This is a genomic window from Micromonospora sp. WMMD812 (assembly GCF_027497215.1).
Lineage (GTDB): Bacteria > Actinomycetota > Actinomycetes > Mycobacteriales > Micromonosporaceae > Micromonospora.
On sequence record NZ_CP114904.1, the window covers coordinates 854,209 to 872,840 of the forward strand.

General features: G+C 72.1%; 11 protein-coding genes. 6 read left to right on the forward strand and 5 right to left on the reverse strand.

Features of this window, described 5'->3' with window-relative positions:
• The first annotated feature begins 329 nt into the window (after nucleotides 1–329).
• On the forward strand, nucleotides 330–4,697 hold the full coding sequence (locus O7603_RS03865; RefSeq protein ID WP_281574305.1) for a S8 family serine peptidase: 4,368 nt from the start codon (nucleotides 330–332) through the stop codon (nucleotides 4,695–4,697).
• Nucleotides 4,698–4,881: 184 nt separating this feature from the next.
• Here the strand turns inward: O7603_RS03865 and O7603_RS03870 are convergent, their stop codons facing one another.
• Nucleotides 4,882–5,439, reverse strand: coding sequence for a winged helix-turn-helix domain-containing protein (locus tag O7603_RS03870; protein WP_281574306.1), 558 nt, complete (start codon nucleotides 5,437–5,439; stop codon nucleotides 4,882–4,884).
• Nucleotides 5,440–6,019: 580 nt separating this feature from the next.
• Complete coding sequence (locus tag O7603_RS03875) at nucleotides 6,020–7,396, reverse strand: FAD-dependent oxidoreductase (protein ID WP_281574307.1); 1,377 nt, start codon at nucleotides 7,394–7,396, stop codon at nucleotides 6,020–6,022.
• Nucleotides 7,397–7,481: 85 nt separating this feature from the next.
• Here O7603_RS03875 and O7603_RS03880 point away from each other — a divergent pair, with 85 nt between their 5' ends.
• From O7603_RS03880 to O7603_RS03900, 5 genes are all read left to right on the forward strand, one after another.
• Entirely contained in the window at nucleotides 7,482–7,652 is a 171-nt protein-coding gene (locus O7603_RS03880) for a hypothetical protein (RefSeq protein WP_281574308.1), read from the forward strand.
• Nucleotides 7,653–7,808: 156 nt separating this feature from the next.
• Nucleotides 7,809–9,392 (forward strand): malate synthase A, encoded by a 1,584-nt coding sequence (aceB, locus tag O7603_RS03885; protein WP_281574309.1) that lies wholly within the window; start codon nucleotides 7,809–7,811, stop codon nucleotides 9,390–9,392.
• 26 nt (nucleotides 9,393–9,418) lie between these two features.
• Nucleotides 9,419–10,885, forward strand: a complete 1,467-nt coding sequence (locus O7603_RS03890; protein ID WP_281574310.1) for an FAD-linked oxidase C-terminal domain-containing protein — start codon at nucleotides 9,419–9,421, stop codon at nucleotides 10,883–10,885.
• Entirely contained in the window at nucleotides 10,886–12,145 is a 1,260-nt protein-coding gene (locus tag O7603_RS03895) for an FAD-binding oxidoreductase (RefSeq protein ID WP_281574311.1), read from the forward strand.
• A 2-nt stretch (nucleotides 12,146–12,147) separates the two neighbouring features.
• A complete protein-coding gene (locus tag O7603_RS03900) occupies nucleotides 12,148–13,458 on the forward strand; it encodes a heterodisulfide reductase-related iron-sulfur binding cluster (protein ID WP_281574312.1) in 1,311 nt (436 codons plus the stop codon).
• A gap of 49 nt (nucleotides 13,459–13,507) precedes the next feature.
• Here O7603_RS03900 and O7603_RS03905 read toward each other — a convergent pair whose 3' ends face one another.
• From O7603_RS03905 to O7603_RS03915, 3 genes are all read right to left on the reverse strand, one after another.
• Nucleotides 13,508–15,016, reverse strand: a complete 1,509-nt coding sequence (locus tag O7603_RS03905; RefSeq protein WP_281574313.1) for an Nramp family divalent metal transporter — start codon at nucleotides 15,014–15,016, stop codon at nucleotides 13,508–13,510.
• Between the two features lie 125 nt (nucleotides 15,017–15,141).
• A complete protein-coding gene (locus O7603_RS03910; RefSeq protein WP_281574314.1) occupies nucleotides 15,142–16,071 on the reverse strand; it encodes a diacylglycerol kinase family protein in 930 nt (309 codons plus the stop codon).
• Nucleotides 16,072–16,113: 42 nt separating this feature from the next.
• A complete protein-coding gene (locus tag O7603_RS03915; RefSeq protein WP_281574315.1) occupies nucleotides 16,114–18,543 on the reverse strand; it encodes a glycoside hydrolase family 2 protein in 2,430 nt (809 codons plus the stop codon).
• Nucleotides 18,544–18,632 lie beyond the last annotated feature (89 nt).

The window sequence follows — 18,632 nt, forward strand, 5'->3', positions numbered from 1 at the left end:
CCGAGACGGTGGGCTTGTCTGCCCAGCTTTCGTCATGAACCTGACAACGTTCGACAAGCTCGTCGTCAGACGCATAACCGTTAGCGACAACTTGCTTACCGCACGTTCTTGATCGTCCTTTCATCGCGATCATAGTGTCCACTCGGGCAACCGGCGTGACCCGCGCGGTGCATGGAGGGGCGTTGGAGGGGTTCGTTCCGTACCGGTTCATCCACACGGGAGTGGCCCCCTGCACCTTCACCATGGCCCATTTCAACCCTGGGTCGTTCTGAAGGAGGCAACACCGAATGTTCAGACGTCCACACTGGAGGCGCGTCGCCAGATCACTGGTGAGCGCCGGTGCGGCGACGGTCCTCGTCGCCACCGCGCTGGCCGCGACCGGCTCCGGCGCACAGGCCGCGGGCGGCTTCGGCGCGGGAGCGCCGTCGCCGGCGGACAAGATCCGACCGGAACTCACGAAGCAGCTCCAGGGCAAGAGCGAGGGTGACTTCTGGATCCGCTTCACGGACCGGGCGGACCTGGGCAAGGCCCGCGCGATCAAGGACTGGACCGAGCGGGGCACCGCGGTCGCCGCCGCCCTGAAGAAGACCGCCGCCGAGAGCCAGGCCAAGATCCGGGCCGAGCTCGACGGCTCGGGGGTGAAGTACCAGACCTTCTGGGCGAGCAACGCCATCAAGGTCAGCGGCGGTTCGCTGTCGATGGCGCAGAACTTCGCCGCGCACGCCGAGGTCGAGGGCCTCTACGCGCCGGTCGCCTACGAGATCCCCAAGACCACCGAGGGTGCCGACGAGAAGACGGTGAACGCCCTCGAGTGGGGCATCGCGAACATCAACGCCGACGACGTCTGGTCCCAGTACGGGGTCCAGGGCGAGGGCATCACCATCGCGAACATCGACACCGGCGTCCAGTTCGACCACCCGGCGCTGGTGAACTCGTACCGCGGCAACAACGGTGACGGCACCTTCGACCACAACTACAACTGGTTCAACGCCGCCGGCACCTGCGCGACGCCCTGCGACGGCGACGGCCACGGCACCCACACCATGGGCACGATGGTCGGCTCCGACGGGGCGAACCAGATCGGCGTCGCGCCCGGGGTCAAGTGGATCGCCGCGAACGGCTGCTGCCCCAGCGACGCCGCGCTGATCTCCTCGGGCCAGTGGATGCTCGAGCCGACCGACGCCAACGGCCAGAACCCGGACGCGAGCAAGCGGCCGAACATCATCAACAACTCGTGGGGCAGCCGGCTGCCCTCCAACGACCCGTTCATGGAGGACGTGACGCTGGCCTGGAAGGACTCGGGCATCTTCGGCGTCTTCTCGAACGGGAACAGCGGCCCGGGGTGCCAGACGAGCGGCTCTCCGGGCAGCCTGGAGAGCAACTACTCGGCGGGCGCCTACGACGTCAACAACAACATCGCGAGCTTCTCCGGCCGTGGCCCGGGGCAGAACGGCGGGATCAAGCCGAACATCTCGGCCCCCGGCGTGAACGTCCGGTCGAGCGTTCCGGGCAACGGCTACGCCAGCATCAGCGGCACCTCGATGGCCGCACCGCACCTCGCCGGCACCATCGCCCTGCTGTGGTCGGCGGCGCCCGCGCTCGTGGGTGAGGTCGACGCGACCCGCGGACTGCTGGACAACGCGGCCATCGACACCTCCGACGACCAGTGCGGCGGCACCCCGGACGACAACAACGTCTGGGGTGAGGGCCGCCTCGACGCTCTCGCGCTGCTCAACGCCGCCCCGATCGGCGACACCGGCACCCTGGCCGGCACCGTCACCGACGCGGCCAGCGGTTCCCCGATCGCGGGTGCCGCCATCGCCATCACCGGCCCGGCGGACCGCCAGCTCACCACCGGCACGGACGGGACCTACTCCGCGCTGCTTCCGGCCGGTGACTACCAGGTCGCCGCGTCGGCGTTCGGCTACCAGAGCAAGACGTCGCCGGCGACGGTGACCAAGAGCGCGACCACGACGCTCAACATCGCGCTGAGCGCGGTGCCGAGCGTCACCGTCAGCGGCGCGGTCACCGACGGCTCCGGGCACGGTTGGCCGCTCTACGCGAAGGTCGTCGTCGAGGGCCCGTCCGGTGTGTCGGACTACACGACGCCGGCCAACGGCCGGTACAGCCTCAGCCTCCCGGCCGGGGCGACCTACCGCCTGCGGGTGGAGCCGCAGTACCCGGGCTACCAGACGGTGACGAAGGAGGTCGTCGTCGCCTCGCGCAACGTCACCGCCAACGTCGCCGTGCCGGTCAAGACCGACGCCTGCACCACGGCGCCGGGCTACACCTACGGTTCCGACGGCGAGTACGAGACCTTCGACGGGACCACCGCGCCGGCCGGCTGGTCGGTCGTGGACCACGCGGGCACCGGCCAGGTGTGGAAGTTCACCGACGACGGCAACCGCGGCAACCTGACCGGCGGCACCGGCAACTTCGCGATGATCGACAGCGACGCCTACGGGTCCGGTGGTCAGCAGGACTCCTCGCTCGTCAGCCCGGTCGTCGACCTGACCGACGTCGCGGCCCCGGTCATCCGGTTCAACCAGGACTTCAACTGGCTGGCCAGCGACCGCGGCGACGTCGACCTCAGCCTCGACGGCGGCGCCACCTGGACGAACGTGCTGCAGCAGGCGGCCGACGCCCGCGGCCCCCGGGTGACCGAGATCCCGATTCCGCAGGCCGCCGGCAAGGCGCAGGTCCAGGTGCGGTTCCACTACTACGACGCCTCGTTCGAATGGTGGTGGGAGGTCGACAACGTCCTGATCGGCAGCCAGGTGACCTGCGTGCCGCTCGACGGCGGCCTGGTGCTCGGGCACGTCCGTGACAGCAACGACAACGGCTACGTCAACGGCGCCACCGTCACCAGCGCCGACAAGCCGACGGAGAAGGCCACCACGGTGGCGACCCCGGACGACCCCGGGCTCGCCGACGGCTTCTACTGGCTGTACTCCTCGCTCACCGGGACGCACAAGTTCACCGCGACGGCCGGCAACTACGTCAGCCAGAGCAAGAACGTGAACGTCGAGGCGGACTGGGCGACGGCCGCGAACTTCCAGCTCAAGGCCGGCAGGCTGGCGGTCCAGCCGGCGGCGGTGAGCGGGACGGTCCAGATGCCGTCGGGCAAGGTCAACAAGACCTTCACGGTGACCAACACCGGTCAGGCGCCGGTCGAGGTCGAGTTCGGTGAGCGCGACGGCGGGTTCGAGCTTCTCCGCGCTGACGGGTCCAAGCTGACCCAGCAGCAGGTGCTCGGCTCCACCGGCGCGCCGGAGCAGCGGCTCAGCGTGCCGACGTCGTTCGGCGCGAAGGCGTCGGACAAGTCGCCGGCGGCCATGCCTCCCGCGCCGGGGCCGCAGGCCGCGCCGTGGACGGACATCGCCGACTACCCGGCGAACGTGATGGACAACCGGGTGGTGAACCTGGACGGCAAGGTCTACTCGATCGCCGGCGGCAACGGGTCGGCGTCCACGACGAAGAACTTCGTCTACGACCCGGTGGCGCAGGCCTGGACGGCGATCGCCGACCTTCCCGGCGCGCGCAACGCCATGACGGTCGGCGTCGTGGGTGGGAAGATCATTGCCAGCGGCGGCTGGGCGGACGCCGGCCCCGACGGCACCACCTGGTCCTACGACCCGGCGGCCAACACGTGGACCGAGGTGGCCGACAACCCGGCGCCGCGTTCCGCGGCCGGGCAGGCGGTCGTCGACGGCAAGCTGTACGCCATCGGCGGCTGCACGACCTCGGCCTGCACCCCGATGTCGAACGATGTGGTCCGGTACGACCCCGCCAGCGACACGTGGGAGGCCCTGGCCGACTACCCCAAGTCGGTCGCCTTCCCGTCCTGCGGCGGGATCGACGGCGTGATCTACTGCACCGGCGGTAACGACGGTACCGCCTCGCAGAAGGCCAGCTACGCCTTCGACCCCGGCGCCAACACCTGGACGGCCATCGCCGACGCGCCCGCCGACAACTGGGCCAGCTCGTTCGCGGTCGCGAACGGCAAGCTCCTGGTCGTCGGTGGTTCGCAGGGCGGTGCCATCACCAACGTCGGCTTCGCCTACGACCCGGCGACGTCGTCGTGGTCCACCCTGCCGAACGCCAACACGGCGCGCTACCGCGGTGGTGCGGCGTGCGGCTTCTACAAGGTGGGCGGCTCGTCGGGCAGCTTCAGCGCCATGCCGGACAGCGAGGTGCTCCCCGGCTTCGAGGAGTGCGCCGAGGCGGCCGCCGACGTCAGCTGGATGACGATCGACAAGACCTCGGCCACCCTGGCGCCGGGTGAGAAGGTCACGGTCACCGTCGGGATGACGGCGAACGTCGACCAGCCGGGCACCTACACCGGTGGGGTCTCGATCAAGGAGAACACCCCGTACACCGTGGACCCGGTGGCCGTGACGATGAACGTGACGCCCCCGAAGACCTGGGGCAAGCTCATGGGTACGGTCACCGGCACGAGCTGCCAGGGCGTCGGGGCGCCGCTGCCCGGTGCCGTCGTCCAGCTCGACTCGTGGGCGATGTCCTGGACGTTCGCCACGGACGCCCAGGGCAAGTACGCCTACTGGATGGACCGTCGGAACAACCCGATGACCATGATCGTCGCGAAGGACGGCTGGAAGCCCCAGACGCGCCAGACGAAGATCAACGCCAGCACGCCCACGGTGGAGGACTTCGCGTTGTCCCCGATCCGCTGTTGACAACTGACCCCAACTGAACAGGTCCGGCCCGCTCGGTTCACACCGGGCGGGCCGGACCCCGTCGGAGGACCGTGGCGTTGACTGCCGGGCGGTCCGGGCTCGTGGTCGCCGCGACGTCGACCGTCCCGCGCAGGGTCCGGGTCGGGGCGGTCGCCGGCCGGCTGAGGGCGGGGAGGTGTGGCGGTCAGACCGGGGCGAGGCGGAAGCCGACCCCGCGGACCGCGTGGATCGTCGCCGAGGCGCCGAGTTCCGCGAGCTTGCGCCGCACCCGGCGGACCACCGAGTGCATGTCCGAGCCGCGGCCCAGGTGTTCGTTGCCCCAGACCGTCTGGTGCAGCCGCTCGTAGGTCCAGACCCGCCCGGGCGCGCCGACCAGGCACAGCAGCAGATCGTGCTCCAGCCGGGTCAGCTCGATCTCCTGATCGCGCCAGCGCAACACCCGCTGGTCGGAATCGACGCTCAGACCGGGTGGTGGTGGCGGCGCGTCCGCCTCGTCCGTGACGTCGAGGACGTCGGCGGCCACCGGTGACGGCGCCGACGGGGGTGCCTCCTCGGGGAGGTCGGTCGTCGGCTCGGGGAGGGCGCCCGTCGCCTCCGCGACGCCGAGGAACTCCCGCGCCTGGTCGACGCTCGAAACGATTAGGAACGCCTCGGTCCCGCCGAGCAACTGCGCCAGCTGTCTCCGTTCGGCCGGCGACGAAGCGATGCCGATGACCAAGGACGCGACCGGGATCCCCCTCATCCCCCCACCTCTTCCGGTTCCCCACCCGTTCCGCGAGGTTTCGCCATGACGCCGATCAATCGGCGGCACGACCCTAATGACGTTTTATATCGGTACGGTTAAGAATATTTGCACCCAGGCATCGATAAATTGGATTTGTCGTGTGTGGTTGGCTGGCTGTATTGGGACGTTTTCGTGTTGTGTTGACCGGATTTGCCGGACGGGATCCGGTGGTCCGAACCGGATCGGATTGTCGGTCGGCTCGGTGCCCTCGCTGGTCAGCCGCTCCGCTTCGCCCGCGCCCAGCGGGCGGTCGTCCGATTGTCTCGGCGGGGCGCTGTCGGTCGAGATGGTCGTGACGGATTTCTTCCGGCGGATTGCCGCCGGGCCTGATCGGGCCGGTTGAAATAGTAGTGCACGTCGATGTAAGGGACAATGATCCGACCGGTGGCGACATTGCGACAGCTGTCAGGAAACGGCCGTCTCCCATTTGGATCCGGGGCCTGCGCGCCGAAGGAGTCGCCCTGTGGCGCGGCTGCCGGGCGCTCCGGCAGGCGGGGCGACGGCGGGCGCCCGGGGTGTGGGTCGGGCACCCCGCCGATCAGCGGGCCCGCCGGTTGGCGCGCAGGGCGCCCAGGATCACGCCGGGGGTGGCCAGCGAGTTCGGGTGCGTACGCATGGAAACGACCTGGTTGAACCGCCGTGCGGTCGCCACGTCCGTGACGGTGGCGCGGACGATCTGGTTGCCCACCCAGCTGGAGATCCGGTACCCGCGCGGGTAGGGCCCGTCGACGTGTGGCAGGGCCAGGTCGGCGGAGGTCGACATCGACCAGGCGGCGTCGACCACGACCTTCTGCAGAGCGAGGAACTCGCGGGCCGGTGCGCCCAGGTCCGGCCCGGACCGCAGGTACGTCGACAGGCAGGCCGCGTGCAGGGCCGCCGCCGTGATCCCCTGTCCGTAGACCGGGTTGAACGACGCGACCGCGTCGCCGACGCTGACGAGCCCGGCGGGAAACCGCTTCAGCGCGTGGAAGTCCCGCCGCCGGCTGTCGGCGTGGCGGTAGGTCTGGACGTCGCCGAGCATCTCGTTCCCGGCGAGGGCGCCGAACTCCGGCGGGAACTGCTCCCGCAGCCGGCGCACGAAGTCCTCGGCGGTACGTCCCGGGCGGTTGTCGCCGTAACCGGCCATCATGGCCATCCACCGACCGTCCTCGATGGCGAAGAACGCGGCGCCGGCCACGTCCGACGACCTGTCCGGGCTGTGCAGCGCCAGGACGAGGGTGGGATCCGGGTTCGCCTCCTGCCGCCGGAAGAGCGCCGTCGAGTAGTTGAGGTCGACCGTCATCCGCCGCGTGACGGGCCGGTCCCAGCCGGCCTGCTCCAGCCACTCGGACAGCCGGCTCGAACGCCCCATCGCGTCCACCACGAGATCGCCGCTCTCGGCGCCGGACATGCCACCGACGTCGCAACGGACCCCGGTGACCCGCTCACCCTCGAACACGAGGCCGGTAGCCCGGGCGGCGACCGTCTTGACGTTGGGCAGGCGGAGCACCCGCTGGCGGATCAACCCCTCCAGGAACGGCCGGCTGCCCGCGAGGCTGTCGGCGTCGTCGGGCACCACGACCTTCACCCGGCCGTCGAGGTAGTTCCGCCGGCTCGCGGGCGGCGCCGCGATCGCCCCCTGGGCCAGGGCCTGTTCGCGGAATCCCGGGAACAGCCGCTCCAACTGGAGGAAGCCGCCGGGCAGCAGGGCGTGCAGCTGCGTCCCCTGTGGCACGCCGGGTCGCGCGCCGCTCGTGTGCAGGTCGTCCCGGTCGACGACGACGACGCTCTCCGCGTGGTCGGACAGCACGCGGGCGGCCAGCAGGCCGGCGACGCTGCCGCCGACCACGACGGCCTTGCCCAGGACCGGGGACGGCTGGTCGGGCGGCCGCACCGCGTTCAGCGCGGCGAATACGCGGGCCGGCGAGGGGGACATCGCGTTCTCCAAGGGTACGAGGTGTGCCGCCGGGCCCGCCTGCCCGGTGAGCGGGCGGACCGGTCGGCAGGACGCCCGACGATCGTTGCACAGGGGCCGGTCGCCGCCCGGTCGGGCACACGACACGTTCGACGCGCACGGCCAGCTGCGGCACCCGGAGCACGCCGAGGTCGCCGCGGCCGGGATGGTGCGCCAGCTGACCTGGTGGGCCGGCGCGCTGCGCCGCGCCAAGCGCGAGCACCCCTACGAGAACTGACCGCGCCACCCCGGTCGGCGACCTTCGTGACCGCGGCACCGAACATCCGGGCGGGTGTCCCATGCCTCGCGGATTTCCGGCGACGCCACTAGAGTCGACGGCAGCAATTCCCGTGGATCGATTCGACGGCACCCTCCCCACGGTGAGGAGCGCGTCATGGACCTGCCCGACGGCGTCGAGATCGCCGGCCCCCGGCACGACCGCTACCAGGAGATTCTCACACCGGAGGCGCTCGGCTTCCTCGCCGAGCTGCACCGCGCCTTCGACGCCCGCCGGCGCGACCTGCTCACCCGGCGCGCCGAGCGTGAGGCCGCACTGGCGGCGGGGGAGCTGCCGGGCTTCCTGCCGGAGACCCGGCACATCCGCGACGGCGACTGGCGGGTCGCCCCACCCGCGCCGGGGCTCGTCGACCGTCGGGTCGAGATCACCGGGCCGACCGACGCGAAGATGACGATCAACGCGCTCAACTCGGGCGCCAAGGTCTGGCTCGCCGACCACGAGGACGCCAACACCCCGCTGTGGGAGAACGTCATCGGCGGGCAGCTCAACCTGCGTGACGCGATCGACCGGAAGCTCTCCCTCACCTCTCCCGAGGGGCGGCACTACGCCCTGCACGACGGCGAGCTGGCCACGATCGTCGTCCGGCCCCGCGGCTGGCACCTGAGCGAGAAGCACATCCTGGTCGACGGCGACCGCACCTCGGGCAGCCTGGTCGACTTCGGCCTGTACTTCTTCCACTGCGCCCACCGGCAGCTCGACCGCGGCGCCGGCCCGTACTTCTACCTGCCGAAGATGGAGAGCCACCTGGAGGCCCGGCTCTGGAACGACGTCTTCCTGCTCGCCCAGGACCGGCTCGGCCTGCCGCGCGGCACGATCCGCGCCACCGTGCTCATCGAGACCTACCCGGCCGCGTTCGAGATGGAGGAGATCCTCTACGAGCTGCGTGAGCACTCGGCCGGGCTCAACGCCGGCCGGTGGGACTTCATGTTCAGTGTCATCAAGAAGTTCCGCACCCGCGGTCGCGACTTCCTGCTGCCCGACCGCAACGCGGTGACCATGACCGCGCCGTTCATGCGCGCGTACACCGAGCTGTTGGTGCGGACCTGCCACCGGCGCGGCGCGCACGCGATCGGCGGCATGGCCGCCTTCATCCCGAGCCGGCGCGACCCGCAGGTGAACGAGACGGCGCTCGCGAAGGTCCGCGACGACAAGACCCGGGAGGCGGGCGACGGGTTCGACGGCTCCTGGGTCGCGCATCCCGACCTGGTGCCGATCTGCCGGGAGGTCTTCGACGCGGTGCTCGGCGACCGGCCACACCAACTCGACCGCGCCCGCGACGACGTCCGCGTCACCGCCGCGGACCTGCTCGACGTGCGGAGCACGCCCGGCCGGCGGACGGAGGCGGGGCTGCGCAACGACATCAGCGTCGGAATCCAGTACCTGGCGAGCTGGCTGCGCGGCACCGGGGCGGTGGCCGTCTTCAACCTCATGGAGGACGCCGCCACCGCCGAGATCTCCCGATCCCAGGTGTGGCAGTGGCTGCACAACGACGTCACCCTCGACGACACCGGCGAGCGGGTCACCCGCGACCTCGTCGAGCGCCTCGCCGACGAGGAGCTGGCCACGCTTCCCGGCGACCCGGCCGACTACGCGCCGGCGCGGGCGCTGTTCATGGAGGTCGCCGTGGCCGACGACTTCGTGGACTTCCTGACCCTGCCGGCGTACGAGCGGATGCCCTGACCCGAAGCCGCGACGGGAGGTCGGCGATGACCACGACGGACATCAGCACCCTCGCCGCGACGCTGCGGGCGGCGCTCGGCGACGGGCAGGTCATCAGCGACCGGCAGCGGCTGCGCACCTACGAGTGCGACGGGCTGGCCCAGTACAAGGTGATCCCCGCCCTGGTCGCCCTGCCCCGCACCGCCGCCGAGTGCGCCGCGACGGTCCGGGCCTGCGTCGACGCGGGCGTGCCGTTCGTGGCCCGCGGCTCCGGCACCGGGCTGTCCGGCGGGGCGCTGCCGCACGCCGACGGGGTGCTCGTCGTCACCACGCAGCTGCGCGCGATCCGGGAGGTCGCCCCTCTTGACGAGCGGGCCGTGGTCGAGCCGGGTGTGATCAACCTGCACGTCACGCGGGCCGCGGCGCCGTACGGCTACTACTACGCGCCGGACCCGTCCAGCCAGCAGATCTGCTCGATCGGCGGCAACGTGGCCGAGAACTCCGGCGGGGCACACTGCCTGAAGTACGGCTTCACCACCAACCACGTGACCGGACTGGAGGTGGTCACCCCGGACGGCGACCTGGTCCGCCTCGGCGGCCGGGCACCGGACGCGCCGGGCTACGACCTGCTCGGCGCGTTCGTCGGCTCGGAGGGGACGCTCGGCATCGCCACCGAGGTCACCGTCCGGCTCACCCGCTCGCCCGAGTCCGTGCGTACGCTGCTCGCCGGCTTCGCCGGCACCGACCAGGCCGGCGCGGCGACCTCGGCGGTCATCGCCGCCGGGGTGGTCCCGGCCGCGATCGAGATGATGGACGCGCTCGCCATCGAGGCCGCCGAGGCGGCCGTCCACTGCGGCTACCCCGCCGGCGCGGGCGCCGTGCTCATCGTCGAGCTCGACGGTCCCGCGGCGGAGGTCGACGCCCAGTTCGCCGAGGTGGAGCGGCTCTGCCGCGACAACGGCGCCGTCGAGATCCGGATCGCCGCCGACGACGCCGAGCGCGCGCTGATCTGGAAGGGACGCAAGTCCGCGTTCGCCGCGGTCGGCCGGATCAGCCCGGACTACATCGTCCAGGACGGGGTCATCCCCCGCACCGCGCTGCCCGAGGTGCTGCGGCGCATCGCGGAGATCTCCCGGCAGCGCGGCGTCCGCGTGGCGAACGTCTTCCACGCCGGGGACGGCAACCTGCACCCGCTCGTCCTCTTCGACGACGGCGTCGACGGCCAGGCCGAACAGGCCGAGGAGGTGTCCGGCGCGATCCTCGACCTCTGCATCGCGCACGGGGGTTCCATCACCGGCGAGCACGGCGTCGGCATGGACAAGGTTACGTACATGCCCCGCATGTTCAGCGACGACGACCTCGACACCATGCAGCTCCTCCGGTGCGCCTTCGACCCCCGCGGGCTGGCCAACCCGGGCAAGGTGTTCCCCACGCCCCGGCTGTGCGGTGAGGTGCCCGGCCGACGCAGGGGCGCGCACCCGGTGCAGGAGGCGGGCCTGGCGGAGGTGTTCTGAATGGCCGACGACCTCGACGCCCTCCGCGCGGCGCTCGACACCCCCGCCGCCGTCCGCCCGGCCGGGCCGGGTGACGCGGTGGACGGCGTCACGCCCCGCGTCGTCGCCAGCCCCGGCTCGACCGAGGAGGCGGCGGCGCTGCTGCGCGTGGCCGCCGCGCGAAACCTCGCGGTGGTCGTCGCCGGGGCCGGCGGCAAACAGGACTGGGGCAACCCGCCACGCCGGCTCGACCTGCGGCTCGACACCCGTCGGCTCAGCGGTGTGGTGGAGCACGCCGCGGGCGACCTCATCGTCGTCGTGCGGGCCGGCACACCACTGGACGAGGTGCAGGCGAAGGTGGCCCCCGCCGGGCAGCACCTCGCGCTCGACGCCCCGCTGCCACCCGGCGCGGCCGGGGCGACCGTGGGCGGCGTCGTCGCGACGAACACCAGCGGGCCCCGCCGCATGCGCTACGGCACGGTGCGCGACCTGTTGATCGGCGTCACCATGGTGCGGCCCGACGGGGTGGTGGCCCGCGCCGGGGGCAAGGTCGTGAAGAACGTCGCGGGCTACGACCTCGGCAAGCTCCTCACCGGGGCGTACGGCACCCTCGGGCTGATCACCGAGTGCGCGTTCCGGCTGCACCCGCTCCCCGCGACGCGCGCCTACGTCCGTCGCCCGGCCGCCGACGCGGCGGAGGCGGGGCGGCTCGCCGCCGCCGTGCTCGGGGCCCAGGTGATGCCGAGCGCGCTGGAGGTCGACGCGCCGGTTGACGGCGGCGTGGAGGTCGCCGTGCTGCTGGAGGGCACGGCGACGGGCGTGGGGGAGCGGGTCGCCGAGACGCGCCGGCTGCTCGGCGGCGCCACCGCCGACGACGACCCGCCGCCGTGGTGGCCGGCCTATCCGTGGCGCGTCGGCGACGTGGGGCTGAAGCTCACCGCGGCGCTCTCCGGCGTGCCCCGACTGCTGGCGGCGAGCGCCGAGGCGCGGCGGCGGCACGACGTTCCGCTGACGGTTCGCGGCTCCGCGGGCACCGGGGTGCTCTACGGCGGCCTGCCCGCCGACGCGCCCCCGGAGGCCGTGGCGCGGACCGTCGCCGAGCTGCGCGCCGCGGCGACGGCCGTCGGCGGGCATGCCGTCGTGCTGACCGCGCCCGCCGCCGTGCGGGAGCTGGTCGACGTGTGGGGACCGGTCAACGGGCTGGAGCTGATGCACCGGGTCAAGCACCAGTTCGACCCGGACGCCCGCTTCGCGCCCGGCCGCTTCGTGGGAGGGATCTGACGATGACCAGCCACGTCCCGGCCTTCGACGAGCACCACCCGCCCCGACGGGACCTGGTCAACGACTGCGTGCACTGCGGGTTCTGCCTGCCCACCTGCCCCACGTACGTGCTGTGGGGCGAGGAGATGGACTCCCCGCGCGGGCGGATCTACCTGATGCAGGAGGGGCTCGACGGCGAACCGCTGACCGACTCCATTGTCCAGCACTTCGACCGCTGCCTGGGTTGCATGGCCTGCGTGACCGCGTGCCCGTCCGGGGTTCGCTACGACCTGCTCATCGAGGACACCCGCCAGCAGGTGGAGCGCCGGCATCCCCGGTCCCGTCGGGAGCGGGCGCTGCGGAGCGCCGTGTTCGGCCTCTTCCCGTACCCGCGACGGCTGCGGCTGCTGCGCGCCCCGCTGCGGGCGTACCAGGCGACCGGCCTACGACGGCTGCTCCGTCGCACCGGGCTGCTGCCGCGCCTGGCGCCGACCCTCGCCGCGCTGGAGTCGCTGGCGCCCCGGATCGGGCGGGTCGCCCGCACCCCGCAGCGGCTCCCCGCCCAGGGCCCGAGAAGGGCCACCGTCGGCATGCTCACCGGATGCGTGCAGCGCGCCTTCTTCCCCGAGGTCAACGCGGCCACCGCCCGGGTGCTCGCCGCCGAGGGCTGCGAGGTGGTCATCCTCCCCGACCGGCAGGGCTGCTGCGGCGCGCTGAGCGTCCACAACGGCCGGGAGGCCGAGGCGCGGCGCTTCGCGCGGGCGCTGATCGACGTCTTCGACGCCGCCGGCCTCGACTGGTTCGTGGTCAACGCGGCGGGCTGCGGTTCGTCCCTCAAGGAGTACGGCGAGCTGCTCCGCGACGACCCGGCGTACGCCGAGCGGGCCGCCGCCTTCGCCGGAAAGGTGCGCGACCTCGCCGAGGTGCTCGTCGAGCTGGGGCCGGTGGCCCCGCGACACCCGCTGCCGGTGACCGTCGCCTACCACGACGCCTGTCACCTGGCGCACGCCCAGGGCGTCCGGGCGCAGCCGCGCGAGTTGCTGCGCGGCGTCCCCGGGCTGGACCTGCGGGAGATCGCCGACCCCGAGATCTGCTGCGGGTCGGCCGGTGTCTGGAACGTGCTGAACCCGGAGCCTGCCGCGCAGTTGGGGGAGCGCAAGGCCCGCGACGTGCTCGCCACCGGCGCCGACCTGCTGGTCACCGCGAACCCCGGATGTCTCATGCAGATCGCCTCTGCGGTCCAACGACTCGGCGGCACCGTGGCCCTCGCGCACACCGTCCAGGTGCTCGACGCCTCGATCCGGGCCCGCCCGATCACCGACCTCATCACGTGACGAGGGCCCCTCCCGCCGGTTTCCGGAAGGAGCCCTCGTCACGCCGGAATCAGAAGGTGACCAACGGGTCACCGATGAAATCGGCGATGAAGTTGAGGAAGAAGAACCCGAAGAAGATCACATTGATGATCAGCAGTGTGGAATGCCACCACCGTGGACGTGCGGCGCGCGGCAGCCGCCGGTTCAGGTAGATGAGCATGAACGGGAAGATCAGTGCGCCGAGATTGGACATGTTCGCCGACCACTGCACCAGACTCACCGGCAGCGCGAGGTGCAGGACGACCGCGATGATCACGAGCAGCAGGAGCATGAACGGGTAGTAGAAGCGGCGCGGGTCGCCTTCGAGCAGCCGCCGCAGCCGGGGACTGGTGGCGTGCGCGGCGTCGGTGACCACCCGCACCATGCCCTCGAAGATGCCGAGCTGCGTGCTGAACAGGATCAGGACGCCGATCAGCAGCATGCCGTAGAACATCACCCTGCCGTACTCGGGTTCGAGCGCGGTGGCGACGAACGTGGGCACGTTGGCCTGGGTCGGCGTCTCGCCGGACAGCTCCACCGCCTGGGCCATCAGGATGGTGGGGAGCAGCATGCCCAGCATCGCGCCGACGAAGAAGACCCCCCACATGTCGGTGAGCAGCAGCCGGTACCACCGCTTCCAGCGGGCGGCGTTGGCCGGGTCGTCGGGGAAGGTGACGCCGCTGGCCAGCAGCTCGCGCCGGTCGCCGCGCAGCCCCGAGATGTACCCGGTGCGGTAGCCCATGCCGTAGCCTTTGTCCCGGTAGTGGCCCATCACGTACCAGTTCAGGCCGGACGCCAGCGCGGTGAAGCCGGCGAGCCCGCCGAGCTGGGTCGCGGTGATGCCCTCCGGCGGCGCGGCGGGCGTGAAGAAGCCGCGGATGCCCTCCCACCACAGGCTCCCCGGCACCACGAGCAGGGTGATGAACAGCAGGGCGACGAGGATGGTGCCGACCATGACCCAGTTGGCCAGCTCCAACGTCCGGCTGATGCGCCGGGCCGCCGCGGTCATGAGGAAGACCAGCACCAGCAGGCCGATCGCCCAGAGCCGCGGCTCCTCGGCTCCGGACGGCGCCACCTCGCCGTGGACCAGGGCGTAGAGCCCCTGCCCGGCGGACGCGGCCCAGCCCCCGGCGATGAACGCGAAGATGACGAGGAACACGCCCACCGGCACCCACAGCAGGTAGCCGGGGGGCACCCGCCCCCACCCGACCACCGGCGCCTCACCGGTGGCCATCACGTACCGCGAGGACTCGACGTTGTAGAACGTCTGGAGGATGGCCGAGATGAGGATCACCCAGCCGACTCCGACGAAGCCGAACTGCCCCACCGCCTGCGGGCCGAGCAGCCACTCGCCGCTGCCGATGGAGATGCCGAGGGCGATCAGGCTCGGACCCAGCGCGTACTTGAACAGCTGGGGGAGACCGAGCTTGCGTACGCCGAACACCTCTTCGGGCTCGGGCAGGTCCGCGACGGCGAGCGGAGGACGGCTCTTTCCCAACGGATAACTACGGACGTCCGGGGCCTCAGTTACTTCGGTCATGAAGAACCTCCTTATGGGAAGGGCCCCCCTGACCAACAATCGTCATACGTCATTTACGCGGATGCAATATCCATCGATGGGCGCTCGGTCGGGACGACGAGCCGGCGGCGGACTTCCGCGCCGCGCTAGCGGTCCACCGTGCCCGCGGGCGCCATCACGCGCAGCGCGTTCGCGGCCAGGCCGACCCGGATCGGCGTGCGTCCGCGCAGCTCGCCGTCGACCTCCACCCGGGCGGGCTGGTCGGTCTCCAGCCACAGCTCGCCGACGGCGAGGAACGGCTCCTCGCGCAGGGTCCGGCGGTGGCCGCTCGTCGCGTTGCGGAGGGTGTCGCGGAGCAGGCCGCGTCGAGTGCCGCTGCCCACCGGGTACGCGACCAGGAGCCGGTCGTCGGCGTCCGCGTCGGCGGTGATCGGCCGTCCGGCGTGGAAGCCGCCGTTGGCCACGTACAGCTGGTGCGTGACGAAGGTGCGCTCCGTCCCGCCGGTGCGGATCGTGGCCCGTAGCGGACGTTGCCGGGCCAGCATGGTCAGCGCGGTGAGCGGGTACGCGACCCGACCGGCGAGGCGCTTCAGCCGGGGCGGCGTCCGGAGCATGATGTCGGCGGAGAGGCCGATGCCGACGTGGTTGGTGAACGGGACGTCGCCCGCGAGTCCGAGGTCGACGTCGACCACCTTGCCGTCGCTGAGGACGGCGACGGCCTGGTCCAGGTGCAGCGGAACGCCGACCGTCCGCGCGAAGTTGTTGGTGGTGCCCAACGGCAGCAGGCCGAGTGCGATGTCGCGGTGGGCGAGCAGACGCGCGGCGGCGCTCAGGGTGCCGTCCCCGCCGCCGGCGATGAGCAGGTCCGGCCCGAGGTCGGCGGCCGCGGCGAGGGTCGCCTCGAGCCGGGCCGGCTGCTCCACCGGGTGGGTGGCGATCAGGTCGAAGCCGGCGGCCGTCAACAACGAGCAGGCCCGTTCGTACAGGTGGCGGCCCCAGCGGGAGTGGGCGTTGACGACGAGGGCGGCCCGCCGCTCTCGCCGGATGGCCGCACCCAGCTCCTGCTTCGTCCGCATGATCCCCGACCCTATCCTCAGCGGGCCAGGCCGGCCGAAGGATCAGTCGTTGACGCAGCGCAGTACCGGGCGCGTGGTCAACGCCGCCGGCTCCAACGCCCCCGGCGACCGCACGGTGAAGGTGGCGGACTCCCCGGGCAGCAGGGTGACCAGCGCCCGGTCCACGCTCGCCCCGGGGTCCAGGCGGTCCGGGAAGAGGGTGAGGTCGCGCAGGATCGTCCGGGCGGTGATCTGGACCCGCTGTCCGTCCGGGGCCGGCCGTACCACCGCCTCGTAGTCCGCCGACGGCCAGCGGACGGCCCGGTCCTCGGCGAAGAACCACAGGGCCCGGTCGGTCGTGTCGTCGGTGTCGGCGGTGAGCAGTTCGCGATCCGGGTCGTCGGGCCGGGCCAGCTCCGCCGGCAGGGTCAGCGTCACCCGGGAGTACGCGGGGACGTCCAGGTCCAGAGTGGTCTTCGCCTTCGGCTCGCCGGTGAGGGCCGACCGGATGACCGATGCCGCGGCCCGCCAGCCGGTCGCGGTGTCGTTGACGGCGACCAGGGCGACGGCGTCGTCGCGCGGTTGGAGGGTGAGGAGCCGGTCGGCGTACGCGCGGCGCAGCGCGTACCACAGCGGTTTGGGGCGGCCGTCGCCGTCCACGGCGGACCAGGAGGTGACCGGCCAGCAGTCGTTGAGCTGCCACAGGATGGTGCCCATGCAGACGCCCCGGTGGGAGCGGAAGTGTTCGATGCCGAGGGCGATCGCCCGGGCCTGGTTGAGCTGGGTGAGCCAGTGCCAGTCGTCGAAGTCGCGCGGCGGCGGCAGGTGGGCGTCCAGGGCCCGTCGCAGCTTCCGCTCGCCGTCGGCGGCCTTCTGGTGATGGGCCATTCCGCGGGAGTCGGGGGCGAGTGGCTGGTCGGAGAGCGCCCGGCGCAGCGTGGCGTACGCCGGCGGTGCCTGGAAGCCGAACTCGGCGACGAACCGGGGCACGTACTCCCGGTACTTCGTGTAGTCGTCGGCGTTCCACACGTCCCAGATGTGCGTGCTGCCGTGCGCCGGGTCGTTCGGATGGATCTCCTCGCTGCCCGACCAGGGGCTGCCCGGCCAGTACGGGCGGGTCGGATCCCACTCGCCGACGATGCGGGGGAGCAGGTCGAGGTAGTAGCCGCGCCCCCAGGTGCGCCCGGCGAGCGACTGCTGCCAGCCCCAGGCGCGCCAGCCCCACAGGTTCTCGTTGTTTCCCGTCCAGAGCACCAGGCTGGGGTGGCTGGCGAGCCGGGTCACCTGTTCGGCGGCCTCCGCGGCGACCTCCGAACGAAACGGCTCCTCCTCGGGGTAGGCCGCGCAGGCGAACAGGAAGTCCTGCTGCACCAGCAGCCCCGCCTCGTCGGCCAGGTCGTAGAAGTCCTCCGACTCGTACCGGCCGCCGCCCCAGACGCGCAGCAGGTTGACGTTGGCGTCGGTGGCCTGCCGCAGTCGCCCGGCCAGCCGCTCGCGGGTGATCCGGGTGGGGAAGGTGTCGTCCGGGATCCAGTTGACTCCCCGCACGAACACCGGCACGTCGTTGACGTGCAGGGTGAAGGCCGAGCCGTGGGCGTCCGGGCCGGTGTCCAGCCGCACCGAGCGGAAGCCGATCCGCCGCGACCAGGTGTCGAGGGTGCGGCCGTCGGGGCCGCGCAGCTCCACCCGGAGCGGGTGGCGGGCCGGCTCGCCGTACCCCCGGGGCCACCAGAGTGCGGGCTCGCGGACGGCGAGGGTCAGCACCGCCGTGCGCGCGCCGGGCGCGAGGGTCGTCTCGCCGGTCGCGCCGGCCACCGTGGCGTGCACGGTGACCGGCACGGCGGCCGCCCGCTCGACCTCGACGCGCAGCTCGACGCGGCCGTCGCGCCCGTCGATCGTGACCAGCGGGCGGACGGTGGCGAGCCGGGCGGTCGACCAGGCGTGCAGCCCGATCGGTTGCCAGATCCCGGCGGTGACCAGTGTCGGACCCCAGTCCCAGCCGAAGTTGCAGGCCATCTTCCGGATGAAGTGGAACGGCTCCGGGTAGGCGTTGGGCCGGTCGCCGAGCCGGTCCCGGTGCCCCTCGGCGTACCGGTAGGCCGACTCGAAGAGCACCGTCAGCGTGTTGCCGCCGGGGCGCAGCGACGACCGCACGTCGAACCGGTAGCCGCGGTGCATGTTCTCCGTCCGGCCCAGCTCCACCCCGTTGAGGGTGAGCGTGGCGACCGTGTCCAGGCCGGCGCAGACCAGCTCCACCCGGTCGGCGTCGTCGGGGTCGTGGTGGAACGTCGTCTCGTAGACCCAGTCCGTCCGCCCGATCCACGACAGCGCCAGCTCGTTGTCGTCCTGGAACGGGTCGGGGATCAGCCCGGCCGCGAGCAGGTCGGTGTGCACGCAGCCGGGGACGGTCGCCGGCACCGCCCGGCCGACGATCCCGGCGGGGACCTGCGGCCCCGGCAGCGCCCGCAGGGTCCACCCCTCGTGCAACGGCATCACGACGTCACCGGGCCCTTCCGGAGTCGAGGAACTGGTGGTGCGGGTCGTGCCGCCGGATGATGTTGCGCACCCGCCGAACGTAGCGC

What these genes read in the sequence shown, in the direction of transcription:
- O7603_RS03870 (WP_281574306.1), bottom strand. Translation starts at nt 5,439, where the DNA reads ATGAGGGGGATCCCGGTCGCGTCCTTGGTCATCGGCATCGCTTCGTCG.
- O7603_RS03875 (WP_281574307.1), bottom strand. Translation starts at nt 7,396, where the DNA reads ATGTCCCCCTCGCCGGCCCGCGTATTCGCCGCGCTGAACGCGGTGCGG.
- aceB (WP_281574309.1), top strand. Translation starts at nt 7,809, where the DNA reads ATGGACCTGCCCGACGGCGTCGAGATCGCCGGCCCCCGGCACGACCGC.
- O7603_RS03890 (WP_281574310.1), top strand. Translation starts at nt 9,419, where the DNA reads ATGACCACGACGGACATCAGCACCCTCGCCGCGACGCTGCGGGCGGCG.
- O7603_RS03895 (WP_281574311.1), top strand. Translation starts at nt 10,886, where the DNA reads ATGGCCGACGACCTCGACGCCCTCCGCGCGGCGCTCGACACCCCCGCC.
- O7603_RS03900 (WP_281574312.1), top strand. Translation starts at nt 12,148, where the DNA reads ATGACCAGCCACGTCCCGGCCTTCGACGAGCACCACCCGCCCCGACGG.
- O7603_RS03905 (WP_281574313.1), bottom strand. Translation starts at nt 15,016, where the DNA reads ATGACCGAAGTAACTGAGGCCCCGGACGTCCGTAGTTATCCGTTGGGA.
- O7603_RS03910 (WP_281574314.1), bottom strand. Translation starts at nt 16,071, where the DNA reads ATGCGGACGAAGCAGGAGCTGGGTGCGGCCATCCGGCGAGAGCGGCGG.
- O7603_RS03915 (WP_281574315.1), bottom strand. Translation starts at nt 18,543, where the DNA reads ATGCCGTTGCACGAGGGGTGGACCCTGCGGGCGCTGCCGGGGCCGCAG.